Annotated in this window: 29 protein-coding genes; 5 read left to right on the top strand and 24 right to left on the bottom strand. The window is 74.0% G+C overall.

The window, feature by feature from the left end:
* Nucleotides 1-64: 64 nt before the first annotated feature.
* The 14 genes from lgt to hisI form a co-directional block, all read right to left on the bottom strand.
* Nucleotides 65-1,096: a prolipoprotein diacylglyceryl transferase gene (gene lgt, locus ACIP82_RS26110; protein ID WP_400656692.1), complete on the bottom strand. Its 1,032-nt coding sequence runs from the start codon at nucleotides 1,094-1,096 to the stop codon at nucleotides 65-67.
* Between the two features lie 141 nt (nucleotides 1,097-1,237).
* Nucleotides 1,238-2,101, bottom strand: coding sequence for a thioredoxin domain-containing protein (locus ACIP82_RS26105; RefSeq protein ID WP_400656690.1), 864 nt, complete (start codon nucleotides 2,099-2,101; stop codon nucleotides 1,238-1,240).
* 52 nt (nucleotides 2,102-2,153) lie between these two features.
* Nucleotides 2,154-2,666, bottom strand: coding sequence for a MauE/DoxX family redox-associated membrane protein (locus tag ACIP82_RS26100; protein WP_400656688.1), 513 nt, complete (start codon nucleotides 2,664-2,666; stop codon nucleotides 2,154-2,156).
* Nucleotides 2,667-2,791: 125 nt separating this feature from the next.
* Nucleotides 2,792-3,067: a hypothetical protein gene (locus tag ACIP82_RS26095; RefSeq protein WP_363607356.1), complete on the bottom strand. Its 276-nt coding sequence runs from the start codon at nucleotides 3,065-3,067 to the stop codon at nucleotides 2,792-2,794.
* Between the two features lie 230 nt (nucleotides 3,068-3,297).
* The gene (gene trpA / locus ACIP82_RS26090) at nucleotides 3,298-4,107 is read right to left on the bottom strand and encodes a tryptophan synthase subunit alpha (protein ID WP_400656686.1); all 810 of its coding nucleotides are present in this window, start codon (nucleotides 4,105-4,107) and stop codon (nucleotides 3,298-3,300) included.
* A 2-nt stretch (nucleotides 4,108-4,109) separates the two neighbouring features.
* Nucleotides 4,110-5,360, bottom strand: coding sequence for a tryptophan synthase subunit beta (trpB, locus tag ACIP82_RS26085; protein WP_363607354.1), 1,251 nt, complete (start codon nucleotides 5,358-5,360; stop codon nucleotides 4,110-4,112).
* 49 nt (nucleotides 5,361-5,409) lie between these two features.
* Entirely contained in the window at nucleotides 5,410-5,559 is a 150-nt protein-coding gene (gene trpM, locus ACIP82_RS26080; RefSeq protein ID WP_400656683.1) for a tryptophan biosynthesis modulator TrpM, read from the bottom strand.
* A 10-nt stretch (nucleotides 5,560-5,569) separates the two neighbouring features.
* Nucleotides 5,570-6,376 carry an indole-3-glycerol phosphate synthase TrpC gene (gene trpC / locus ACIP82_RS26075; protein ID WP_363607353.1) on the bottom strand — a complete coding sequence of 269 codons (807 nt, stop codon included), beginning with the start codon at nucleotides 6,374-6,376 and terminating at the stop codon, nucleotides 5,570-5,572.
* A gap of 193 nt (nucleotides 6,377-6,569) precedes the next feature.
* The gene (locus ACIP82_RS26070; RefSeq protein WP_363607352.1) at nucleotides 6,570-7,010 is read right to left on the bottom strand and encodes a DUF2752 domain-containing protein; all 441 of its coding nucleotides are present in this window, start codon (nucleotides 7,008-7,010) and stop codon (nucleotides 6,570-6,572) included.
* A gap of 88 nt (nucleotides 7,011-7,098) precedes the next feature.
* Entirely contained in the window at nucleotides 7,099-7,344 is a 246-nt protein-coding gene (locus tag ACIP82_RS26065) for an HGxxPAAW family protein (RefSeq protein WP_363607351.1), read from the bottom strand.
* A 152-nt stretch (nucleotides 7,345-7,496) separates the two neighbouring features.
* On the bottom strand, nucleotides 7,497-8,123 hold the full coding sequence (locus tag ACIP82_RS26060; protein ID WP_400656678.1) for a TIGR02234 family membrane protein: 627 nt from the start codon (nucleotides 8,121-8,123) through the stop codon (nucleotides 7,497-7,499).
* On the bottom strand, nucleotides 8,120-8,620 hold the full coding sequence (locus tag ACIP82_RS26055; RefSeq protein WP_363607349.1) for a Uma2 family endonuclease: 501 nt from the start codon (nucleotides 8,618-8,620) through the stop codon (nucleotides 8,120-8,122). Before ACIP82_RS26055 ends, ACIP82_RS26060 begins: the two co-directional genes overlap by 4 nt.
* Before the next feature lie 32 nt (nucleotides 8,621-8,652).
* Nucleotides 8,653-10,173, bottom strand: coding sequence for an anthranilate synthase component I (locus tag ACIP82_RS26050; protein ID WP_363607348.1), 1,521 nt, complete (start codon nucleotides 10,171-10,173; stop codon nucleotides 8,653-8,655).
* A gap of 40 nt (nucleotides 10,174-10,213) precedes the next feature.
* Nucleotides 10,214-10,585, bottom strand: coding sequence for a phosphoribosyl-AMP cyclohydrolase (hisI, locus tag ACIP82_RS26045; RefSeq protein WP_400656674.1), 372 nt, complete (start codon nucleotides 10,583-10,585; stop codon nucleotides 10,214-10,216).
* A gap of 153 nt (nucleotides 10,586-10,738) precedes the next feature.
* Here hisI and ACIP82_RS26040 point away from each other — a divergent pair, with 153 nt between their 5' ends.
* Together ACIP82_RS26040 and ACIP82_RS26035 are read left to right on the top strand one after the other, a co-directional pair.
* On the top strand, nucleotides 10,739-11,308 hold the full coding sequence (locus tag ACIP82_RS26040; protein ID WP_400656671.1) for a hypothetical protein: 570 nt from the start codon (nucleotides 10,739-10,741) through the stop codon (nucleotides 11,306-11,308).
* Nucleotides 11,309-11,390: 82 nt separating this feature from the next.
* Nucleotides 11,391-12,029, top strand: coding sequence for a TIGR03085 family metal-binding protein (locus ACIP82_RS26035; protein ID WP_400656669.1), 639 nt, complete (start codon nucleotides 11,391-11,393; stop codon nucleotides 12,027-12,029).
* A 68-nt stretch (nucleotides 12,030-12,097) separates the two neighbouring features.
* Here ACIP82_RS26035 and hisF read toward each other — a convergent pair whose 3' ends face one another.
* Genes hisF through hisD form a run of 8 tightly spaced genes read right to left on the bottom strand, consistent with a single transcriptional unit; the run spans nucleotide 12,098 to nucleotide 17,865 of the window.
* Complete coding sequence (hisF, locus tag ACIP82_RS26030) at nucleotides 12,098-12,868, bottom strand: imidazole glycerol phosphate synthase subunit HisF (protein ID WP_363607344.1); 771 nt, start codon at nucleotides 12,866-12,868, stop codon at nucleotides 12,098-12,100.
* Complete coding sequence (locus tag ACIP82_RS26025) at nucleotides 12,865-13,296, bottom strand: RidA family protein (RefSeq protein WP_363607343.1); 432 nt, start codon at nucleotides 13,294-13,296, stop codon at nucleotides 12,865-12,867. The genes hisF and ACIP82_RS26025 overlap by 4 nt, the downstream gene beginning before the upstream one ends.
* Nucleotides 13,293-14,018 (bottom strand): bifunctional 1-(5-phosphoribosyl)-5-((5-phosphoribosylamino)methylideneamino)imidazole-4-carboxamide isomerase/phosphoribosylanthranilate isomerase PriA, encoded by a 726-nt coding sequence (gene priA / locus ACIP82_RS26020; RefSeq protein ID WP_400656666.1) that lies wholly within the window; start codon nucleotides 14,016-14,018, stop codon nucleotides 13,293-13,295. The genes ACIP82_RS26025 and priA overlap by 4 nt, the downstream gene beginning before the upstream one ends.
* Before the next feature lie 22 nt (nucleotides 14,019-14,040).
* Nucleotides 14,041-14,676, bottom strand: a complete 636-nt coding sequence (gene hisH, locus ACIP82_RS26015; RefSeq protein ID WP_363607341.1) for an imidazole glycerol phosphate synthase subunit HisH — start codon at nucleotides 14,674-14,676, stop codon at nucleotides 14,041-14,043.
* 37 nt (nucleotides 14,677-14,713) lie between these two features.
* Entirely contained in the window at nucleotides 14,714-14,866 is a 153-nt protein-coding gene (locus ACIP82_RS26010) for a hypothetical protein (RefSeq protein ID WP_363607340.1), read from the bottom strand.
* Nucleotides 14,863-15,456, bottom strand: coding sequence for an imidazoleglycerol-phosphate dehydratase HisB (gene hisB, locus ACIP82_RS26005; RefSeq protein WP_363607339.1), 594 nt, complete (start codon nucleotides 15,454-15,456; stop codon nucleotides 14,863-14,865). Before hisB ends, ACIP82_RS26010 begins: the two co-directional genes overlap by 4 nt.
* 7 nt (nucleotides 15,457-15,463) lie before the next feature.
* Nucleotides 15,464-16,561, bottom strand: a complete 1,098-nt coding sequence (locus ACIP82_RS26000; protein ID WP_400656662.1) for a histidinol-phosphate transaminase — start codon at nucleotides 16,559-16,561, stop codon at nucleotides 15,464-15,466.
* On the bottom strand, nucleotides 16,558-17,865 hold the full coding sequence (hisD, locus tag ACIP82_RS25995) for a histidinol dehydrogenase (RefSeq protein WP_363607337.1): 1,308 nt from the start codon (nucleotides 17,863-17,865) through the stop codon (nucleotides 16,558-16,560). The genes ACIP82_RS26000 and hisD overlap by 4 nt, the downstream gene beginning before the upstream one ends.
* Before the next feature lie 91 nt (nucleotides 17,866-17,956).
* Between hisD and ACIP82_RS25990 the strand changes: the two genes are divergently transcribed.
* From ACIP82_RS25990 to ybaK, 3 genes are all read left to right on the top strand, one after another.
* Entirely contained in the window at nucleotides 17,957-19,537 is a 1,581-nt protein-coding gene (locus ACIP82_RS25990) for an oxidoreductase (protein ID WP_363607336.1), read from the top strand.
* A gap of 55 nt (nucleotides 19,538-19,592) precedes the next feature.
* Complete coding sequence (locus tag ACIP82_RS25985; RefSeq protein ID WP_400656734.1) at nucleotides 19,593-20,330, top strand: LON peptidase substrate-binding domain-containing protein; 738 nt, start codon at nucleotides 19,593-19,595, stop codon at nucleotides 20,328-20,330.
* 82 nt (nucleotides 20,331-20,412) lie between these two features.
* Nucleotides 20,413-20,907 carry a Cys-tRNA(Pro) deacylase gene (gene ybaK, locus ACIP82_RS25980; RefSeq protein WP_400656659.1) on the top strand — a complete coding sequence of 165 codons (495 nt, stop codon included), beginning with the start codon at nucleotides 20,413-20,415 and terminating at the stop codon, nucleotides 20,905-20,907.
* Between the two features lie 16 nt (nucleotides 20,908-20,923).
* Here ybaK and ACIP82_RS25975 read toward each other — a convergent pair whose 3' ends face one another.
* Together ACIP82_RS25975 and ACIP82_RS25970 are read right to left on the bottom strand one after the other, a co-directional pair.
* On the bottom strand, nucleotides 20,924-21,814 hold the full coding sequence (locus ACIP82_RS25975) for a hypothetical protein (protein ID WP_400656657.1): 891 nt from the start codon (nucleotides 21,812-21,814) through the stop codon (nucleotides 20,924-20,926).
* A gap of 64 nt (nucleotides 21,815-21,878) precedes the next feature.
* The gene (locus ACIP82_RS25970; protein WP_363607332.1) at nucleotides 21,879-22,691 is read right to left on the bottom strand and encodes an ABC transporter permease; all 813 of its coding nucleotides are present in this window, start codon (nucleotides 22,689-22,691) and stop codon (nucleotides 21,879-21,881) included.
* Nucleotides 22,692-22,693: the final 2 nt, after the last annotated feature.

Below are 22,693 nucleotides of genomic sequence, written 5' to 3'. Positions count from 1 at the left end.
AACAGCGCTCCGGCCGCCCTGCGCACGCGGTGCGGGGGCGGCCGGAGAGAGAAGAGGTCGCAGGTCAGGTGAGGTTCTTGGCGTCCTTGCCGGCCTTGTCGGCGGCCGCACCGGCGGGCGCCGCGTCCACCTTTTCGTCCGAGGAACGGGACGGCTTGCCCGCCGAGGCCTTCGCGGCCTTCGGCTCCGAGCCTTCCGCGGCCTTCGCCTTCGAGTCCTCGACGGCCGCGACGGAGACGGCGGAAGCACCCGCGCCCTCGGCGTCGTTCGCGGCCGGGTCGATGCTCGCCGGGTCCTCCCGGCCGGGCCTCTTCCGGCCGACGATCACGAGGTAGGCGACGGCGCCCAGGAAGACCGCGATCGCGGTCCAGTCGTTGATCCGCAGACCCAGGACGTGGTGGGCTTCGTCGATCCGCAGGTACTCGGTCCAGAACCGGCCCGCCGTGTACGCGGCCGCGTACAGCGCGAAGGCCCGGCCGTGCCCGAGGGTGAACCGGCGGTCCGCCCAGATCACCAGCAGCGCGACTCCCACGCACCAGAGCGACTCGTACAGGAAGGTCGGGTGGTAGATGCCCTTGACCACCTCGCCGCCGGGCAGGGTCTTGTCGATCTCCAGACCCCACGGCAGCGTGGTCTCCCGGCCGTACAGCTCCTGGTTGAACCAGTTGCCCCAGCGGCCGAACGCCTGGGCGAGCGCGATACCGGGCGCGATGGCGTCGGCGTACGCGGGCAGCGGCACGCCCCGGCGGCGGGCGCCGATCCAGGCACCGACCGCGCCGAGCGCGACGGCACCCCAGATACCGAGGCCGCCCTCCCAGATCTTGAAGGCGTTCCAGGGGTTCTTGCCGTCACCGAAGTAGAGCTGGTGATCGGTGATCACGTGGTACAGCCGGCCGCCGACCAGGCCGAACGGCACGGCCCAGACGGCGATGTCGCCGACCGTGTGCTTGGCACCGCCCCGGGCGACCCAGCGCTTGCTGCCGAGCCAGACGGCCACGACGACACCGAGGATGATGCAGAAGGCGTAGGCGCGCAGCGGGATCGGTCCGAGGTACAGGACGCCCCGCGACGGGCTGGGAATGTAGGCGATATCCATGGCAGCTCCGACGCTACAGGGTCGACGGCCCGCGCCGGGCACCCCCGGGGTCACAGATGCCGAACAACGGGGTGCGGAAGGCGCCGCCGCCCCCTCCGGACGGGAAGGGGACGACGGTGGCCGACGAGCGGGGCGGGTGCCTCAGCCGGCGTTCGGCGACGGGTTGTTGGCCTCCGAGGCGGTACTGCTCGGCGCCGGGGACTGCCCGTGCGATCCGGGTGTCCCCAGCTGCTTGCCCTGGTTGGCGGCGTCCACCCACTTCACCAGGTTCTCCGGGGTGATCTCCTCGTTGCCGTTCTTCGGGTAGATCGGCTGGCCGTTGAGCAGCACCGTCGGCGTGGACTTGTAGCTGGACTTGTCGAAGTCCTGCTGCACGGCGGAGACCCAGCCGCCGAACTTGTTCTCGTTGACGCAGGCCTCGAAGGCCGGCGTGTCCAGGCCGTTGACCTGCTTGGCCAGGTTGATCAGGGTGGCCTTGTTGCCGAAGGCGTCGTTGGTCTCTTCCGGCTGGTTGCGGTAGAGCACGTCGTGGAAGTCGCGGTAGTGCCCGGCGTCCTGGGCGCAGGCCAGCGCGTTGGCGCCGTACTTGGAGCCCTTGCCCGACACGGCCCGGTCGATGAACGAGACGACGTGGGCGTTGGTGTAGATCTTGCCCTGGTCCTCGAGCTGGTCGATGGTGGGGGCGAGCTCGCGCTCGAAGATGCCGCAGGCGGGGCAGCGCGGGTCCTCGTAGACGGTGAGGACGGACGGGGCGTCGGCCGCGCCGACCGGGATGACCAGGTTCTTGTCGCCGATCGCGCCGGCCGGGGCGGCGGTCGGGGTCTCCGGCTTGGAGCGCTCGTTCTGTACGACCACGCCGGTGACCACGGCGGCGGCGATCACCGCCAGGACCACCCCGCCGATCACCAGCTTCTTCTTCTTCCTGGTGCGGGCCTCGTCGGCCACCCGCTCCGCCTGCATCCGCTCGCGGGCGGTGCGCTTGCCTTCTCGGTTCTTCTCGCTCATTGCCTTGGGTCCAGGGTCGGGGTGCGGGTGGGGTGGGGGTGGGATGTGCCGGTCAGCTCGCCAGCCAGCCGTCCACCGAGAGCCTGGTCCGGGGCCGCCGGAGCAGCCACCCGGCCAGCAGCAGGAACCCGGTGTCGCGCAGGATCTCCTGCAGGTACTCGGTCTGCGAGGCGTCCACCGCTCCGCCGCCGCCGAAGCAGCCGCAGTCGATGGAGATGCCGCGCGCCCAGGCGGAGGCGATCCCGGCGATGAAGGCGAGCAGCAGCAGGGCGGAGACGCCCGCGACCAGCCGGACACCGAAGCCGATGACCAGCAGCAGGGCGAGCGCCAGCTCCAGGAACGGCAGGGCGTAGCCGACCGGCTTGACCAGCGCCTCCGGCAGGATCTCGTAGGCGCGCACCGCCTGGGCGGCCTCGGCCGGGTCGGCGATCTTGGCCAGACCGGCCCAGCCCCAGACCACGGCGAGGCCCAGCCGGGCGGCCGTACCGAGCCATTCGGTCCAGGCCGGCCAGACCCGCCGTACCGTGGACGCGGTGCCGCTCCGCTGCGCTGCCGAGCCGGCCATCGGGAAACCCCCCTCGGGAAACTCGTTCACTTCCTGATGAACCGTAAGGGATGAAGGACGGTTCCTCCATTTTCAGGAATTAAGCCGGATGAGTGACACCTGATGACGGTGTGTCCGAATCCGTTCTAACGCCCGTTCGGCTCGCACTCCGGCGGCCGTCCCGGCTCGTCCGCGGCGGGCCGCCCCCGCGGGTACGAGCGCGCCGCCCTGACCACCACGTCCGCCCGGGCCACCGCGTCCGCCCGGGCCGCCCCGGCGCAGACGGACGCGTCCCGCTCGGCCCGCTCCGCACCCCGCCTGGCCAGCGCCTGCCCGACCTCGGTGTCGGCCCCGACGGCGGCGCTCAGCGCCAGCACGGCCGCGGCCGCCCGCAACAGGACGGCTCGCTGGAGACCAGGCACCGGCAGACCCCTTCGCTCGCTCCGTGTCCGCCGCAAGCCGCCGGGCACGTCGTTCGTGCACTCGTCCCTCCACTCAACGCCGGTCAACCCCGCCTGATGCGTCTCCCCCGCACTGTTCACCCGTTCGGGGTCCGACCGGCCCCGGCGGGACCGCCCCGGAAACGCCCGGCGGCCCGCCACCCCGGGCGGGGTGGCGGGCCGTCGGGCACGAATGCCGTCGGCGGGTGCCGTCAGCGGCGGCGGACGCCCTCGGCCAGCTCGCCGGCCAGCGCGCGCACGGCCGCCAGCGCGGTCGGCTCGTCGCCGTCGGCGTCCAGGATGCGCTGGACGAACGCGGAGCCCACGATCACGCCGTCCGCGAAGCCGGCCACCTCGGCGGCCTGGTCGGCGGTCGAGACGCCGAGGCCGACGCAGACCGGCAGCTCGGTGGTGGCCCGGGTCCGGGCGACCAGGTCCTCGGCGAGGTTGCCGACCTGGGCCCGGGTGCCGGTCACGCCCATCACGGCGGCCGCGTAGACGAAGCCGCTGCCGGCCGCGGTCACCTCGGCGAGGCGCTTGTCCTTGCTGCTGGGGGCGACCACGAACACGGTGTCCAGACCGTGCTCGTCCGCCGCCTTGCGCCACTCCTCGGACTCCTCCACCGGCAGGTCCGGCAGGATGCAGCCCGCGCCGCCCGCGGCGGCCAGGTCCGCGGCGAAGCGCGCGGTGCCGTAGCGGTCGACCGGGTTCCAGTACGTCATGACCAGCACCGCCGCCTCGGGGTGCGCGGTGGCGACCTCCTGGACGGTGTGCAGCACGTCCTTGATCCGCACCCCGCCCCGCAGCGCGATGTCGTCGGCGGTCTGGATGGTCGGGCCGTCCAGCACCGGGTCGGAGTGCGGCAGGCCGACCTCGACGATGTCGCAGCCGCCCTCGATCAGCGCGTTGACGGCGCGTACGCCGCCCTCCACGCTGGGGAAGCCGGCCGGCAGGTAGCCGATCAGCGCGGCGCGGTGCTCCGCCCCGGCCGCCGCCAGAATGCCACTGAGCTTCGAAGCCATGGTCACTTACCCCCGTTGGCGGCGCCGTCGGCAGCCTCGTCGTACAGGCCGAAGTACTGGGCCGCGGTGTGCATGTCCTTGTCGCCACGCCCGGAGAGCGAGACCAGGATGGTGGCCTCGGGGCCGAGCTCGCGGCCCAGCTCCAGGGCGCCGGCGAGCGCGTGGGCGCTCTCGATGGCCGGGATGATGCCCTCGGTGCGGGACAGCAGCCGCAGCGCCTGCATGGCGGCGTCGTCGGTGACCGGGCGGTACTCGGCCCGGCCGGTGTCCTTCAGCCAGGCGTGCTCCGGGCCGACGCCCGGGTAGTCGAGGCCGGCCGAGATGGAGTGCGACTCGATGGTCTGCCCGTCCTCGTCCTGCAGGACGTAGGTGCGCGAGCCGTGCAGCACACCGGGGTCGCCCTTGGTGAGGGTGGCGGCGTGCCGGGGGGTCTCGGCGCCCTCGCCGGCCGCCTCGCAGCCGATCAGGCGCACACCGGCGTCCGGGATGAACTCGTGGAAGATGCCCATCGCGTTGGAGCCGCCGCCGACGCAGGCGACCACGGCGTCCGGGAGCCTGCCGGTGCGGTCGAGGACCTGCTGGCGGGCCTCGACGCCGATGACCCGGTGGAAGTCCCGGACCATCATCGGGAACGGGTGCGGGCCGGCCACGGTGCCGAACAGGTAGTGGGTGGAGTCGACGTTGGCGACCCAGTCGCGGAACGCCTCGTTGATGGCGTCCTTGAGGGTGCGGCTGCCGGACTTGACGGCCACCACCTCGGCGCCGAGCATCCGCATCCGGGCGACGTTCAGCGCCTGGCGCTCGGTGTCGACCTCGCCCATGTAGACGGTGCAGTCGAAGCCGAACAGCGCGCAGGCGGTGGCGGTGGCCACGCCGTGCTGGCCGGCGCCGGTCTCGGCGATGATCCGGGTCTTGCCCATCCGGCGGGTGAGCAGGGCCTGGCCCAGCACGTTGTTGATCTTGTGCGAGCCGGTGTGGTTGAGGTCCTCGCGCTTGAGCAGGACGCGCGCGCCGCCCGCCTCGGCGGAGAAGCGGTGCACGTCGGTCAGCGGGCTGGGACGGCCGGTGTAGTCCTTGAGCAGCGCGTTCAGCTCGGCGGCGAAGGCAGGGTCGGCCTTCGCCTTCTCGTACTCCTCGGCGACCTGTTCGACGGCGGCGACCAGCGCCTCCGGGATGAAGCGGCCGCCGTAGGCGCCGAAGTAGCCGCGGGCGTCCGGTACCTCGGCACCGGGCAGGTAGTCCTTCTCGGACATGGTGAAGTCCTTCTGGAAGATGACGGCAGTGACGTCGGAACGGCTGGGATCAGCCGGGCGTCCTGCGCCATCGGCGGCCCTGCACCTGCCCGGGCTCGCAGCCGATCACATAGCGCACCCGCCTGCCCAGCACCCGGCGTGCGGGCGCGCGGCAGCCGCGCGGGCGGCAACCGGGGGCGAGACGGGAGGCGAGTTTCATGGCGGCGGGGTCAGTCCTTGTGCCGCAGGGCGGGGTGGGCGCCGGCCGCGACCAGGTCGGCCACGGCGGCCCGCGGGTCCTTGCCGGTCACCAGGGACTCGCCGACCAGCACCGCGTCGGCGCCCAGGTTGGCGTACGAGATCACGTCCAGCGGGCCGCGCACGCCGGACTCGGCGACCTTGACGACACCGTCCGGGATGGCGTGGACGACGTTGCCGAAGGTGTTGCGGTCCACCTCAAGGGTCTTGAGGTTGCGGGCGTTGACGCCGATGATCCGCGCGCCGGCGTCCACCGCGCGGGCGATCTCCTCCTCGTCGTGCACCTCGATCAGCGGGGTGAGGCCGATCGACTCGGCGCGCTCGATCAGCGACACCAGGGCCGGCTGCTCCAGCGCGGCGACGATCAGCAGGGCCAGGTCGGCGCCGTGGGCGCGGGCCTCCCAGAGCTGGTAGGCGGTGACGATGAAGTCCTTGCGCAGCAGCGGGGTGTCCACCGCGGCCCGGACGGCGTCCAGGTCGGCCAGCGACCCGCCGAAGCGGCGCTGCTCGGTCAGCACGCTGATCGCGGCGGCCCCGCCGGCCGCGTAGTCGGTGGCCAGGGCGGCCGGGTCCGCGATCGCGGCCAGGGCGCCCTTGGACGGGCTGGAGCGCTTGACCTCGCAGATCACGCGTACACCGTCGCCCTTGAGGGCGGCGACGCCGTCCTTGGCGTCCGGGGCCTTGGCCGCGAGCTCCTTGAGCTCGTCCAGCGAGACCAGGGCCTGCCGCTCGGCGAGGTCCTCACGGACACCTTCGATGATCTTGTCGAGCACACTCACTCTTGCGCCCCCATCATGTTCTGCTAGTTCGGCTGGCGAAGAGCCGGACGGCCAGTGGGTCGGCCGGCTCTTCGATGGTATCGGCACCGGGGAGCGCGGGGCGCGGCAGCCCGGCGCGCGTCTCGCGGGCCGGACGCCCCCCACCTCGGCCGATCCCTCACGAACACCCCGGACGCGACGCCGGTACCGGGCCTCAGACCAGCGGTGGCGCCAGTCCCGCCCCGACCGGCAGATTGCGCACCACCGTGAAGACCAGCACCAGCAGGGCGATCAGCGCCCAGCGCCGCGCCCCGACCGAGACCCGGGGCGCCGGACCGCCGCTCACCGCGGCCCACACCCAGCGGAGCCACAGCACCGCCAGGACGGCGAACAGCAGGACGGCGGGCGCGTTGTCGTGCAGCGCGCCGGTCAGGTCCCCGTGGCTGAGCGCGTGGACGCAGCGCAGACCGCCGCAGCCCGGGCACCACCAGCCGGTGGCGGCCAGGAACGGGCAGGTCGGGTAGTGACCGGGGGCGTTGGGATCCACCACCGCGATGTACACGGTGGGGAGGGCCACCGCGGCCAGGGCGGCCAGCGGAGGGCCCAGCCGGCGCACTGCGGGCGGCCGGGCGGAGGCGGTGGGGGCGGCGTTCACGCCCCTGATTGTGCCCGTTCGGTGCAAGCGGGGAGCAGAACGAAACGGCGGGCGTGGCGCCCGCCGTTCAGCCGTGCGAACTCCGGGGTCAGGCGGTGACGGCGGCGGCCGCGCGGTCCTCGGCGGTCTCCACGTTGACGCTCGGCTGCTTGCCCATGCCCGCCATCGACATGGCCTTGCCGACCACGCCGCCGAGCAGGATGACCGCCAGGCCGCCCCAGACCACCGGCACGGACGGGAGGATCATGGCGACGCCCGCGATCGCGAAGCCGATGAAGGAGATGGTCACGCCGGTCCAGGCGGCGGGGGTGTGGCCGTGTGCTGCTGCCGACATCTGATGGTGCTCCTTGCTTCTCCGGGCCCCGGCCGGGCCTGCGGGCCCCTCGCGGGTTGACGTGTTCCATTGTGCCGGGCCACACACCGGCACCCCAAAGGGGGTGGCGGGTCTATCGCGTCACAGCGCCCGGCCCGCCCCGGGCGGGCCGCTCAGACGGCCGTCGGGTCCTCGCCCCGGTCCAGCGCCTTCCACAGGTCGGCCGGCGTCTCGGCGGCCTTCGCCGGGGCCTTTCGGGTCGGCGCCTCGTAACGGCTGCCCATGGCCGGCCAGGACCGGCCGAAGCGGACGGTGAGCAGCCCGGCCGCGGCCAGCAGCAGCCCGCCGAACAGGGCGAGCCACGGCCAGGCCGAGCGGCTGACCTCGGTGGCCGTCGTCCCGGAGAGCGCGAGGATCCGGGCCGCCTCGCTGTCCAGCGCGGCGCTGTCGCCGGCGCCCGCCGCCGCGCTCGCGGCCGCGCCGAGACCGGCCAGCAGTGTGAGCACGCCGACCGCGGCCCGCCCTGCGCCGCGGACCGCGAACACCGCGACCGCCGCCGCCAGCGCCACCAGCGCCAGCCCGCCGGGCAGTTCGGAGATCCGGCCGCCGGTGACGGACACCGCCAGCGTCCCGGCCCGGCCCTCGGCCCAGACCCGGCTCACCGCGGTCAGCACCAGGACGGCGCCCAGCGCGGTCAGCAGCAGCATCAGGCCGAGCGTCCGCCGCCCGGCCTTGGCGGGGGCGGCGGCGGGGGCGGGGGCGGGCCCGGCGTCGGGGCGGGGCTGGGGAGAGGCGCTCACCCGTCCACTATCCCCCGGCCGCCGCCCGGCTCCGCATCCGGGGTGGCCGGCCCGACCGGGAAGTCGTCGGTCCGCAGCACCAGCGTCCGCTCCGCCAGCGGCAGGAAGAGGTCGTTGCCGAACGGCACCCGCTCCGCCTCCCGGTACGTCCCGCCCGGCTGCGGCGCGCTGTGCACGGTGCAGACCGCCGCCACCGGGTCGACCACCACGTACAGCGGGATCCCGCACTCGGCGAGGAAGCGGTGCCGGCCGGCCGGGTCACCGGCCCGCCGCGACCGGTCGGTGACCTCCAGCACCGCCTCCAGGTCGGCGGCCCGGTAGCCGCCTCCGGCGGCGTGTTCCGCACCCGGCGCGACCACCGCGAGCTCGGCGGCCCGCCCGCTCCGCCCGGACGGCGCCCGGACGACGACGTCCTGGCGGACCGCGCCCCGGCCGGCCAGCTGGCCGTCGATCTGGGCCCTGGCCGCGGTGACGATCTGCTGCCGTTCGTCCGGCATCCTGCTGCTCCTTCGGCCCCGCGCCGCCGGTCCTACACCGTCGGCGTGCGCAGCGTATTGGCGGTGGCGACGGCGCGCAGGACGGCGGCCGCCTTGTTGCGGCACTCGGTGTCCTCGCCGTGCGGGTCGGAGTCGGCGACCACTCCCGCGCCCGCCTGGACGTAGGCGGTGCCGTCGCGCAGGACGGCGGTGCGGATGGCGATCGCGGTGTCGGAGTCCCCGGCGAAGTCCAGATAGCCGACGCAGCCGCCGTACAGGCCCCGGCGGGTGGGCTCCAGCTCTTCGATGATCCGCATCGCGCGCGGTTTCGGCGCGCCGGACAGGGTGCCGGCCGGGAAGCAGGCGGTCAGCACGTCGAAGGCGGTCCGCCCGGGCGCCACCCGGCCGGTGACGGTCGAGACGATGTGCATGACGTGGCTGTAGCGCTCGACCTGCATGAAGTCGACCACCTCGACGCTGCCCGGCTCGCAGACCCGCCCGAGGTCGTTGCGGCCCAGGTCCACCAGCATCAGGTGCTCGGCCCGCTCCTTCGGGTCGGCGAGCAGCTCGGCGGCCAGCTCGGCGTCCTCGTGCGGGGTGGCGCCGCGGTGCCGGGTGCCGGCGATCGGGTGCACCATCGCCTCGCCCTCGGTGACCTTGACCAGCGCCTCCGGGCTGGAGCCGACCACGTCGAAGCCGCCCTCGGCGGTGCCGTCCGGGCCGGGGAAGCGGAACAGGTACATGTACGGGCTGGGGTTGGTGGTCCGCAGCACCCGGTAGACGTCCAGCGCGGAGGCCGGGCAGGGCGCCTCGAACCGCTGCGAGGGCACGACCTGGAAGGCCTCGCCCGCCCGGATCCGCTCCTTGACCTCCTCGACGGCGGCCCGGTACGGCGCCCCGCCGAACGGCGAGCGGACGTCACCGGGGCCGGACGGGGTGAAGGTGGCGAGCCCCGGGTCGACCGGCTTGAGCAGGTCGGTCTCCATCGCGTCGAGCCGGGCCACCGCGTCCGCGTAGGCCTCGTCGACGCCGCTGGCCAGGTCGTTGTGGTTGACCGCGTTGGCGATCAGCAGCACCGTGCCGTCGACGTGGTCGAGCACGGCCAGGTCGGTGGCGAGCAGCATGGTCAGCTCGGGGAGCTTCAGGTCGTCCGGGTTGAGGTCGGGCAGCTTCTCCAGTCGGCGGACGATGTCGTACCCGAGGTAGCCGACCAGGCCGCCGGTGAGCGGGGGCAGGCCGTCGTCGGTACGGCGCGGGGTGTGCAGGGCCTCCAGCGCGGCGCGCAGCACCTGGAGCGGGTCGCCGGTGGTGGGGATGCCGACCGGCGGGGTGCCGAGCCAGCGGGCGGTGCCGTCCGGCCCCGCGGTCAGGGTGGCGCCGCTGCGGACGCCGACGAAGGAGTAGCGGGACCAGCTGCGGCCCTGCTCGGCGGACTCCAGCAGGAAGGTGCCGGTGCGCTCGGCCGCGAGGCTGCGGTAGAGGCCGATGGGGGTGAGACCGTCCGCGAGGAGCCTGCGGGTGACCGGGATGACCCGGGTGTCGACGGCGAGCTTGCGGAAGGTTTCGAGATCCATGGGGAGCGGCACCGTTTCTGGTCGTTTCGGCGGGGCGGGGTCAGGCGAGCGGGAGCACGTCGGCGTCGAAGCAGGTGCGGTCGCCGGTGTGGCAGGCGGCGCCGGTCTGGTCGACCCGGACCAGCAGGGTGTCGCCGTCGCAGTCCAGCGCGACGGACTTGACCTGCTGGACGTGGCCCGAGGTGTCGCCCTTCACCCAGTACTCCCGGCGGCTGCGGCTCCAGTAGGTGCAGCGGCCGGTGGCGAGGGTACGGTGCAGCGCCTCGTCGTCCATCCAGCCGAGCATCAGCACCTCGCCGGTGTCGTACTGCTGCGCGATGGCCGGGAGCAGACCGTCCTCGGTCCGCTTGAGGCGGGCGGCGATCGCGGGAGCCAGGGCGGTGGTGCCGGGGGCGGCGGGTGTGGAGGACATGGGTCCCATTGTGTCAGCCCGGCGCGCCGGGCTCCCGGTCCGGGCCTGCCGGGCGCACCCGGCCCCTCCGGTGCTATCTGTCCGACCGATCCGCTCGTACGAGTTGTGCCAACCGCCTGCCGGAAAGCCCCGGCGTGGGTCATTCTCGTGGCCATGACCTCCGAGCCGCCGCCCGAACCCGCCGCCACCCGCCCGTCGCGGGGCCTGGTCCTCGCCGTCGTGGCCGTGCTGGCCGTGCTGCTCGCGGTGGTGGCCACCGTGCTGCTCTGGCCCGAGAAGAAGCCGGCCGCGCTGCCACCCCCGCCCTCCCCCACCGCGACCCCGACGCCGACCCCCACCCCCACGCCGAGCCCGACGCCCAGCCGGGTGGTGCCGTACACCTTCCTCCCGGTCGGCTCCTGCTTCGACCACCCGCAGCTGAGCAAGACGATCACCAAGCCCGAACCGCGGCCCTGCGAGGGCGAGCACGACGGCGAGGTGATCGCCGACCAACTGCTGCCGGACGGCCTGACCGGCGACAACCAGCTCGCCAAGGCGATGCGGGAGGGCTGCAAGGAGACGCTGGCCGCCGCCGAGGCCCGCCAGGGCGGCGGCGGACCGTACTACGGCTACCCGTTCGGCCCGTCCATGACCTACTACCAGCAGGGCTGGCGGGACTACACCTGCACCATGACGGCGAGCAACCGTCAGGGCTCCACCAAGCTCAGCGGCCACCTGCGCTGACGGCCCGTGGGAGAAACCCGGGGCGTGTCCGACGATTCGCGCGCGCGGCGGGAGCCGTCAGGCACGCCCTAGGCTGAGCGGCATGTCGAACCATGCCCTCGCCGAGCGCCACCGGCTGACCGAACTCCTGGCCGCCGCCGGGCCGGACGCCCCCACCCTCTGCGCCGGGTGGTCCACCCGGGACCTCGCCGCCCACCTGGTGGTCCGGGAGCACCGGCCGGACGCGGCGGCCGGCATCCGCGTCGGCGCCCTCGCCGACTGGACCCACCGGGTGCAGGCCGGCTACGCCGAGCGCCCGTACGAGGAGCTGCTGCGGCTGTTCCGGGCCGGCCCGCCGCTGCTCTCCCCGTTCGCGCTGCCCGGCGCCGACGAGGCCGCCAACACCGTCGAGTACTTCGTGCACGCCGAGGACGTCCGCCGGGCGGGCGAGGAGTGGCCGCCGCAGCCGGTGCCGCCCGGGCGGGCCGAGGCGCTCTGGCGCCGGCTGCCGCTGCTCGCCCGGCTGGAGGCGGGCCGCCGCTCCCCCGTCCGGCTGGAGCTGCGCCGCCCGGACGGGCAGAGCCTGACGGTCGGCCCCGCCGGGTCGCCGACCGTGCGGATCACCGGCGAGCCGGGCGAGCTGGTGCTCTTCGTCTACGGCCGCGGCGCCCGCGCCGAGCTGGCCGTGGACGGCCCGCCGGACGCCGTCACCGCGCTGCGTCACGTGCTGCCGCTGCCGTAGGGTGGCGCCGTCCTACGGGGCCCGCCTCCCACACCGGGGGCGGGCCCTGCCGCGGTCGGTGGACGCGGTCAGCGGACGGGGTGCCCGGCCTCCCGCAGCGCGTTCTTGACCTCGCCGATCCGCAGATCGCCGAAGTGGAAGACGCTGGCGGCGAGCACCGCGTCCGCGCCGGCCGCCACGGCGGGGGCGAAGTCGGCGAGCTTCCCGGCGCCGCCGGAGGCGATCACCGGGATGGAGACGGTCTTGCGGACGGCCCGGATCAGCTCCAGGTCGTAGCCGTCCTTGGTGCCGTCCGCGTCCATCGAGTTGAGCAGGATCTCACCGGCACCCAACTCGGCCGCGCGGCCCGCCCATTCGACGGCGTCCAGGCCGGTGCCCTGGCGCCCGCCGTGGGTGGTGACCTCGAAGCCGGAGGCCGTCTCGGTGCCCTCCGGGCAGCGCCGGGCGTCCACCGAGAGCACCAGCACCTGGCGGCCGAAGCGCCGGGCGATCTCCCGGATCAGCTCCGGGCGGGCGATCGCCGCGGTGTTGACGCCGACCTTGTCGGCGCCGGCCCGCAGCAGCTTGTCGACGTCCTCGACGGCCCGGACGCCGCCGCCGACGGTGAGCGGGATGAAGACCTGCTCGGCGGTGCGGCGGACGACGTCGTAGGTGGTCTCGCGGTCCCCGGAGGAGGCGGTGATGTCGAGGAAGGTCAGCTCGTCGGCGCCCTCGGCGTCATAGAGCTTGGCCATCTCCACCGGGTCGCCGGCGTCCCGCAGGTTCTGGAAGTTGACGCCCTTGACCACCCGGCCGGCGTCGACGTCCAGGCAGGGGATGACACGTACTGCGAGGGTCACGGCTGTTTGCCTTCCAGAGTGCTAGCGAGCCCGGCACGGTAGGCGTCGAGCTCGACCTCGACCATCATCCGGGAGTCGATCAGGCCCTCGACCACCACCATGGTGGCCGCCGGGCGCGCGACGTCGAAGAGCGCGTGGTGGGCACGGCCCACCTCGTCGGCGTCGCGGACGTGGGTGATGTACATCCGGGTGCGGACCACGTCGTCCGCCGTCAGACCGTACGCGGCCAGGGCCTTGAGGCCGACGCCGAAGGCGGCGAGGGTCTGGTGGTACGGGTCGCCCTCGTGCTCGATCTTCCCGTCCACCCAGGCCGTGGAGCCGGCCACGTGCACGTGGTCCCCGGCGGCGACCGCCCGCGAGTAGCCGAACTGCTCCTCCCAGGGGGAACATCCGGCGACCCGACCGCGCACGATCCGACGTTCCGTCATCCTGAAACCGCCTCCAGGGCCTCTTCGAGGGTGAACTTCTGCTCGTAGAGTGCCTTGCCCACGATCGCGCCTTCGACACCCTCGCCGACGAGCGTGGCGATGGCCCGCAGGTCGTCGAGCGAAGAAACACCGCCGGAGGCGACGACCGGGCGGTCGGTGGCGGCGCAGACGTCGCGCAGCAGCTGGAGGTTGGGGCCGGTCAGGGTGCCGTCCCGGTTGACGTCGGTGACGACGTAGCGGGCGCAGCCCTCGGCGTCGAGGCGGGCCAGCACGTCGAAGAGCTGGCCGCCGTCGCGGGTCCAGCCGCGGCCGCGCAGGGTGGTGCCGACCACGTCCAGACCGACGGCGATCTTGTCCCCGTGCCCGGCGATGACCTTGGCGACCCACTCGGGGCTCTCCAGGGCGGCGGTGCCGAGGTTGACCCGGGTGCAGCCGGTGGCGAGGGCGGCGGCCAGCGACTCGTCGTCACGGATACCGCCGGACAGCTCGACCTTGATGTCCAGCGCGCCGGTGACCTCGCGGAGCAGGTCACGGTTGCTGCCGGTGCCGAAGGCGGCGTCGAGGTCGACCAGGTGCAGCCACTCGGCGCCGGCACTCTGCCAGGCGAGGGCGGCGGCGAGGGGCTCGCCGAAGGAGGTCTCGGTACCGGACGCGCCCTTGACCAGGCGGACGGCCCGGCCGTCCCGGACGTCGACGGCGGGGAGGAGTTCGAGGCGGCTCATCGTGTTGGCAACTCTCAGCTAGTCAGAGGGTGTTGACCCAGTTGGTCAGCAGGGCGGCGCCGGCGTCGCCGGACTTCTCGGGGTGGAACTGGGTGGCCCAGAGCGGGCCGTTCTCGACGGCCGCGACGAACGGCTGCCCGTGGGTGGCCCAGGTGACGAGCGGGGCGTGCATCCGCGCGCTGTGGACCTCCAGCTCCCAGTGGCGCACCCCGTAGGAGTGCACGAAGTAGAAGCGGGTGTCGGGGTCGAGGCCGGCGAAGAGCCGGCTGCCCTCCGGTGCCTGGACCGTGTTCCAGCCCATGTGCGGGACGACCGGGGCGTCCAGCGGCTCGACGGTGCCCGGCCACTCGTCGCAGCCGGCCGTCTCCACCCCGTGCTCGACCCCGCGCTCGAACAGGATCTGCATCCCGACGCAGATGCCCAGCACCGGGCGGCCCCCGGCGAGCCGGCGGCCGATGATCTGCTCGCCGCGGACGGCCTTCAGCCCGCGCATGCAGGCCTCGAAGGCGCCGACGCCGGGCACCAGCAGGCCGTCCGCGTCCAGCGCGGCCTGGAAGTCGGAGGTGACGGTGACGTTCGCCCCGGTGCGCTCGACGGCGCGCTGGGCGGAGCGGAGGTTGCCCGACCCGTAGTCGAGTACGACGACGTTCTTGCCCATGTTCAGGTGTCCATGTCTGTGGGGTCTCTCGACGGGTTCAGATGCGCATGACGCCGGAGGCCAGGCAGAGCACCGAGCCTATGGCGAGCACCGCGATGACGCCCTTCGGGATCTTCTGCTTCCAGAACGAGATCACGCCGCCGGCCAGGAAGAGCCCGACGAAGATGAGGACGATCGCGGCCTTGCTCACAGCGCACCCTTGGTCGACGGGAGGATGCCGGCCGCGCGCGGGTCACGCTCGGCGGCGTAGCGCAGGGCCCGGGCCAGCGCCTTGAACTGGCACTCCACGATGTGGTGCGCGTTGCGCCCGTACGGCACGTGGACGTGCAGGGCGATCTGCGCCTGGGCCACGAAGGACTCCAGGATGTGCCGGGTCATCGTGGTGTCGTAGCTGCCGATCATCGGCGCGATCCGCTCCGGCTCGGTGTGCACCAGGTAGGGGCGGCCGGAGAGGTCCACGGTGACCTGGGCGAGCGACTCGTCCAGCGGGACGGTGCAGTTGCCGAAGCGGTAGATGCCGACCTTGTCGCCGAGCGCCTGCTTGAAGGCGGCGCCCAGGGCGAGGGCGGTGTCCTCGATGGTGTGGTGGGTGTCGATGTGCAGGTCGCCGTCGGTCTTCACGGTGAGGTCGAAGAGGCCGTGGCGGCCGAGCTGGTCGAGCATGTGGTCGTAGAACCCGACGCCCGTGGAGATGTCGGTCTTGCCGGTGCCGTCGAGATCGATCTCGACGAGGACCGAGGTCTCCTTGGTGGTGCGCTCAACGCGTCCGATACGGGACATGGCGGATCTACAGCTCCTTGATCACGGTGCGGACGGCGTCCAGGAAGGCGTCGTTCTCGGCGGGGGTGCCGGCGGTCACCCGCAGCCACCCGGGGACGCCGTTGTCCCGGACCAGGACGCCCTGGTCGAGGATGGCCTGCCAGACGGCGTGGGTGTCGGCGAAGCGGCCGAACTGGACGAAGTTGGCGTCCGAGTCGGTGACGTCCAGCCCGAGGCCGCGCAGCGCGTCCACCAGCCGGTCGCGTTCGTCCTTGAGCCGGCCGACGTACCCGAGCAGGGTGTCGGTGTGCTCCAGGCAGGCCAGCGCGGTGGCCTGGGTGACGGCCGACAGGTGGTACGGCAGCCGGACCAGCTGCACGGCGTCCACCACGGCGGCGTCGGCCGCCAGGTAGCCCAGGCGCAGCCCGGCCGCGCCGAAGGCCTTGGACATGGTGCGGCTGACCACCAGGTTGGGGCGGCCCTCCAGCAGCGGCAGCAGCGAGGCGCGGTGCGAGAACTCGACGTACGCCTCGTCCACGACCACCAGGCTGGGCCCGGCGGCCTGCGCGGCCCCGTACAGCCGCAGCACGGCGTCGGCGGCGACGGCGGTGCCGGTCGGGTTGTTCGGCGAGCAGATGAAGACCACGTTCGGCCGGTGCTCGGCGATGGCCTTCTCGGCGGCCGCCAGGTCGATGGTGAAGTCCTCGTTGCGCGGGCCGGAGATCCACTCGGTGCCGGTGCCCCGGGAGATCAGGGCGTGCATCGAGTAGGAGGGCTCGAAGCCGAGCGCGCTGCGGCCGGGCCCGCCGAAGGTCTGGAGCAGCTGCTGCAGCACCTCGTTGGAGCCGTTGGCCGCCCAGACCTGCTCGCGGGTGCGGGCGAACCCGGTGGTCCGGGTCAGGTAGCCGGCCAGGCCCTCGCGCAGCTCGACCGCGTCCCGGTCGGGGTAGCGGTTGAGGTGGCGGGCGGCCTCGGCGACGCGCTCGGCGATCCGGGCCACCAGCTCCTCGGGCAGCTGGTACGGGTTCTCGTTGGTGTTCAGCTGGACGGGCACGTCGAGCTGCGGCGCACCGTACGGGGACTGCCCGCGCAGCTCGTCACGGATGGGGAGATCGTCAATCCTCATGAACCGGGAACCGTCCACTCGAAGCGGGCCTTGATCGCGTCGCCGTGACCCGGCAGGTCCTCGGCCTCGGAGAGGTTGACCACGTGCGCGGCGATGCCGGCCAGGGCCTCGCGGTCGTACTCGACGACCTGGACGCCGCGCAGGAAGGTCTGCACGGACAGCCCCGAGGAGTGGCAGGCGCAACCGCCGGTCGGCAGCACGTGGTTGGAGCCGGCCGCGTAGTCGCCGAGCGAGACCGGGGTGTACCGGCCGATGAAGATCGCGCCGGCGTTGCGGACCCGGGCGGCGACCGCGTGGGCGTCGCGGGTCTGGATCTCCAGGTGTTCGGCGGCGTAGGCGTTGACCACCGCGAGGCCCTGGTCGAGGTCGTCGACCAGGATGATGCCGGACTGCCGGCCGCCCAGCGCCTCGGCCACCCGCTCGCTGTGCCTGGTCCGGGCGACCTGCGTCTTCAGCTCGGCCTCGACGGCCTCGGCCAGCGCGGGCGAGTCGGTGACCAGCACCGAGCCCGAGGTCGGGCCGTGCTCGGCCTGGCTGATCAGGTCGGCGGCGACCTCCGCCGGGTCGGCGCTGTCGTCCGCGAGGACGGCGATCTCGGTCGGCCCGGCCTCCGAGTCGATGCCGATCCGGCCGGCGAAGTAGCGCTTGGCGGCGGCCACGTAGATGTTGCCCGGGCCGGTGACCAGGTTGACCCGCTCGCACTCCTCGGTGCCGAGGGCGAACATGGCGACCGCCTGGGCCCCGCCGACCGCGTACACCTCGGTGACGCCCAGCAGCGCGCAGGCCGCCAGGATGGTCGGGTGCACCCGGCCGCCGAACGCCTTCTGCGGCGGCGAGGTCACCGCGATGCCGGTGACGCCGGCCTCCTGCGCGGGCACCACGTTCATCACCACGGACGACGGGTAGACGGCGAGGCCGCCCGGCACGTACAGGCCGACCCGGTCCACCGGCACCCAGCGCTGGGTGACGGTACCGCCCGGCACGACCTGGGTGGTGTGCCCGGCGCGGCGCTGGTCGGCGTGGACCAGGCGGGCGCGGCGGATCGACTCCTCCAGCGCGGCGCGCACCTTCGGGTCCAGCGTCTCCAGGGCCTCGGCGATCTGCTCGGCCGGCACCCGGGTGGACTCCAGCCGCACACCGTCGAACCGCTCGGTGATCTCGATCAGCGCCGCGACCCCACGATGGCTCACGTCCTCGGCGATCGGCCGCACCTTCTCCAGGGCGGCCGCCACGTCGAACTCGGCACGGGGCAGCAGGTCACGCGGGTCGTCGAGCGAGCCGCGCAGGTCGATTCGAGAGATCACGCCACCCAGTGTAAGGAGTGGCCGGAACCACCGGCCCCGCATTTCAGTCCGTGATACGAAAGGCGAGACGACCGGGGGAAGCGGGGGGACCATGGCAGAACCGGCACCGGACGGCTGGAGTCCGGTCGAACAGGGCCTCTGGGAGGCGTTCCGGCAGGGCGAGGTGTACGACCTGAGCACCGGCGACGCCGAGCTGGACGCCCCCTTCGGCACCGCCGTCTGGGGGCCCGGGCGCAGCGTACGCGCCGAGGTCCTGGCCCACCTGCTGCTGGACGGCCCCGCCCCCGCCCCGGGCCGGGTCGCCTCGCTCCGGCTCACCGGCGTCCGGATCACCGGCCCGCTGAACCTGGCCGGCGGCACCATCCGGCAGTACGTCGAACTGCGCGACTGCCGCTTCGAGCGGAAGGTGCTGATCTCCGAGGCCGACGCCGCCACCCTGCGCCTGGTCCGGTGCCTGATCCCGCGGCTGGAGGCCTCCCGCCTCGTCACCTCGGGCGATCTGCACCTCGCCCGCTGCCGGCTCCCGCAGGGCCTGCGGCTCACCGACGCCCGGATCGGCACCGACCTGCTGCTCAACCAGGCCGTCCTGGGCGGTGACCGGTTCGGCCGGGCGCTGTCCGCCGACGGCATGGCGGTCCACCAGGACTTCGAGGCCGACCGGCTGGAGTCCCGCGGCGAGATCAGCCTGCGCACCGCGCGGATCGGCGGCCGGCTCTCCCTGCGCGGCGCCCAGCTGCACGCCGTCCCGGAGAACCGCAACGCCCTCAACGCGGTCCGAATAACCGTCGGCCACACCCTGTACCTCAGCGGCTCGGCGGACGGCGGCTGGTACGGCTCGCAGTCCTACTACGGCTCCGGCTACGGCGAACTCCCGCCACCCGGCTCGCCCAGCACCCCGTTCCGCGCCTTCGGCCAGGTCCGGCTCTCCGACGGCCGGTTCGAGAACGCCTGTCTGCTCTCCGACGCCGAGTTCCACCTCGGCCCGGACGACGAGGTCACACTGCGCCGCATCCAGACCCCCGAACTGCGCTTCACCTGCCGCTTCCCGAACGAGGGCGCCGTCTCGCTCTCCCGCGCCCGGATCGGCAACCTGGTCGACGCCCCCGGCTCCTGGCCGCACGGCCGCAGCCTCGGTCTGACCGGCTTCACCTACGAGTGCCTGCGCCCGGCCGTCCCGTTCACCGTCCAGCAGCGGATCGCCTGGCTGGAGGGCTCCTCGGTGGAGTTCCAGCCCGAGTCGTACGAGCAGCTGGCCACCGCCCTGCGCCGGGACGGCGCCGACGACGACGCCCGCGAGGTGCTCTACGCCAAGCAGCGCCGCCGCCGGCAGAGCCTGCCGCTGCCCGCCCGGGTCTGGGGCCGGATCCAGGACGTCACCGTCGGCTACGGCTTCCGCCCCGGGCGGGCCGCGCTCTGGCTGCTGCTCGCCTGGGCGCTGGGCAGCCTCTACTTCGCCACCCACCGGCTCGAACCGCTGAAGGCCGACGAGCGCCCGCACTGGAACCCGGTCCTCTACGCGCTCGGCCAGCTGCTCCCGGTCGTCGACCTCGGCCAGCAGGGCTGGAACCCCGGCGGCACCGCCCAGTGGGTCTCCTCCGGTCTGGTGATCGTCGGCTGGGTGCTCGCCACCACGGTCGCCGCCGGCGCCACCCGGATGCTCCAGCGCGGATGACCCCGGATGCGCCGGTGGAGAACCCGGGAGCACTCGCCCGCTCCGGGGAACTACGCTGTCCGCCGTGACAGAACGGCTGCCGCTCTTCCCGCTGAACACCGTGCTCTACCCGGGCCTGGTGATGCCCCTCAACGTCTTCGAGGAGCGCTACCGCCGTCTGGTCGCCGACCTGCTCGCCCTCCCCGAGGACCAGCCGCGCCGGTTCGGCGTGCTCGCCATCAAGGACGGCCGTGAGGTCGCGCCGGTCCGCGCCGACGACGGCCCGGCCGGGCCGCTGGACGGCCTGGGCACCGCCACCGGCGACCCGCTGGAGGCGCTGTACCACATCGGCTGCGTGGCCGACCTCGCCTCGGCGCAGGAGCAGCCGGACGGGCAGTACGAGCTGCTGGTCACCGGCACCACCCGGTTCCGGCTGCGCTCGGTGGACACCGGCGGCCCCTACCTGACGGGCGAGACCGAAACGGTCGAGGAGCAGTCCGGCGAGGGGGCGGGGGCCCTGGCCGCGGGCGTCGAGCGGGCCTTCCGGACGTACCAGAAGCGGCTCGCCGGGGCCAACGAGGCCAGCACCGTCGGCCGGCAGGAGCTGCCGGCCGACCCACAGGTGCTCTCCTACCTGGTGGCCGCGGCCACCGTGTTCGAGACCCCGGTCAAGCAGCAGCTGCTGGCCTGCCCGGACACCGCGCAGCGGCTGCGCTCCGAACTGGAGCTGCTGCGCCGCGAGACGGCGGTGCTCAGCTGGCTCCCGTCGCTGCCGGCGGTGGATCTCACCCGCCAGTCCTTCAGCCCCAACTGACCGGCCCGAACGACCAACCCGACCCGAGCACCCGACCGACCCGGCGGGCCCGTCGCGGCCCGCCCACCCCTGGAGAACCGGTATGGCCAAGAAGCCGAAGAAGGGCGGCCAGGGCACGCCCGCCACCGTGGCCCTGGAGAACGCCGCCGTGGCGTTCACCGTGCACGCGTACGAGCACGACCCGGCCGCCGCCTCCTACGGCGGCGAGGCCGCCGAGGTGCTGGGCGTCCCGGCCGACCGGGTGTTCAAGACCCTGGTCGCCGACGTGGACGGCGTCCTCACGGTGGGCGTCGTCCCGGTGGCCGGCCAGCTGGACCTCAAGGCCCTCGCCGCCGCCGTCGGCGGCAAGCGGGCCGCGATGGCCGACCCGGCCGCCGCCGAGCGCAGCAGCGGCTACGTCCTGGGCGGCATCTCGCCGCTCGGCCAGCGCCGCCCGCTGCGCACCGTCGTGGACGACAGCGCCCTGGCCCACCCCACGGTGTACGTCTCGGCCGGCCGGCGCGGCCTGGAGGTCGAACTCGCCCCCGCCGACCTGATCACCCTCACCGGCGCCCGGACCGCCCCGATCGGCCGCTAGGGCTGCTCAGGGCTGCTCAGGGCTTCCGCCCGTCGAACGGCTGCTCCACGGGGTGCGCCTGCGCCCCGTGGAGGGGCTGCTCCACGCCGCCGGGCCGGTCCACCGGGTGCGGCTGGTCCACCGGCGCACCGCCGGCCACCGTGGGCGGGCCACCCGCTCCGGGTGCCCCGCCCGTGGCCGCGGGCAGTCCGTACGGCCCGGCCCAGTACGGCGGCGGGTCCTCCTCGCGCTTGCCGAACGCGGCCGACAGGGCCAGCAGCACCACCATCGCGGCCATCGGCCAGACCAGCACGGCGCCGTACGCCCCGAGGTCCAGGTCGGCGCTGAAGTGCCCGCCGTCGCCGACTTTCCGGGCCTGCGCGACCAGGTCACGGCTGGGGCCGAGCCAGCGGCCCAGCCCCCAGGCGCCCAGCGAGGCCAGCAGGCCGCCGACCGTCAGCCCGACCGCGACCGCGATGCCGCCGCCGCGCCGCCGGGTCACCAGGAACGCCCCGAGCGCGGTCAGGATGCCCAGGCCCAGCCCGATCAGCACGAAGACGCTGTCGGCCCCGGCCCGCTGCTCGCCCTCCGGGTCGCCGTAGAGGATCCGGTTGCCGTCCACCACCAGCGGTACCTTCGGCGCCAGCCAGACCCAGAGCCCGGCCATCGCCAGGCCCAGCAGCAGACAGACCAGCACCATGATCGCCCCGACCTGGAACTCGGGCAGCAGCCGCCGCAGCGACGCCCGCGGGTCGGCCTTGCGGACGGGCGCGAACTCCAGGCCCGGCGGCGGTCCGTACGCGGGCGGCGCCCCGTACGGGTTCGCCGCGGCGGCCGGGGCCCGGTCGACGGGTGCGTCCGCGGCGGTTCCGGCGGTCGCGTCCGCGGCGGCCCGCGAGGGATCCGGAGGTGTGTTCGGTACGGTCACGGGGCCCATCGTTTCACGATCGCCGCCCGAACGGCCCCGGCACCCGTACCGCAGGATCGTTCCGCTACCGGGTGGTGGCCCGCCGGTACGCCCAGGTGGCGACGGCCAGCGACACCACGCCCACGCCGGCGCAGACCGCCAGGTCGCCCGCGACCAGCGCCCAGTCCGGATCGGCCGTGAACGTACGGGCGAACGCCTCGACGCCGTACGTGGACGGCAGCAGGTCGCGCAGCCAGAGCACCGGCTGCGGCAGGTGGTCCACCGGGAGCACGCCCAGCAGCAGCGCCGCCGACATGCCGAGCTGGCCCAGCATGGTGGCGATCTCCTGCCGGGGCGCGAGCAGCCCGCAGGCCGCACCGAGCCCGGACAGCGCCGCGCCGGAGAGCGGCACCACGGCGAGCAGCACCCACAGGTGGGTCACCGGGAGCCCGAACATCCAGGCCCCGGCGGCGGCCGTCACCAGCGTGCCGGGCAGCGTGAACGAGGCGTACGCGGCGGCCGCCCCGAGCACCACCGAGGCCGCCGGGACGGGCAGCGTCGCGTAGTGGTCGAGGCCGCCGGTGGCCCGCAGCCGGCCGAAGTACTGGGCGAGCAGGTTGAGCGCGACGAACGCCACCACCAGCACGCTGGAACCGGCCACCACCGAGCGCGCGGCCGAGGTCTGCCCCGGGTCCACGACGCCGCGCATCATCACCAGGATGCCGAGCGACTGGAAGGTGGCCACGAACAGCAGCGGGATCCGCGCCACCTTGGCCCGGGCCAGCTGCGCCCGGTAGACGGCGGCCAGCGCGGGCAGCAGCCGGGCGGCGGGCGCCAGCGGGGCGGGCCCGCCGTCGGCGACGGCGGCGGCCTGCGGCGGCACCGAGAGCAGCGTCATCG

The organism is Kitasatospora sp. NPDC088548 (genome assembly GCF_044753005.1).
GTDB lineage: Bacteria > Actinomycetota > Actinomycetes > Streptomycetales > Streptomycetaceae > Kitasatospora.
The sequence above is the reverse complement of the archived record's forward strand: the minus strand, read 5'-3'. Positions and strand labels throughout refer to the sequence as shown.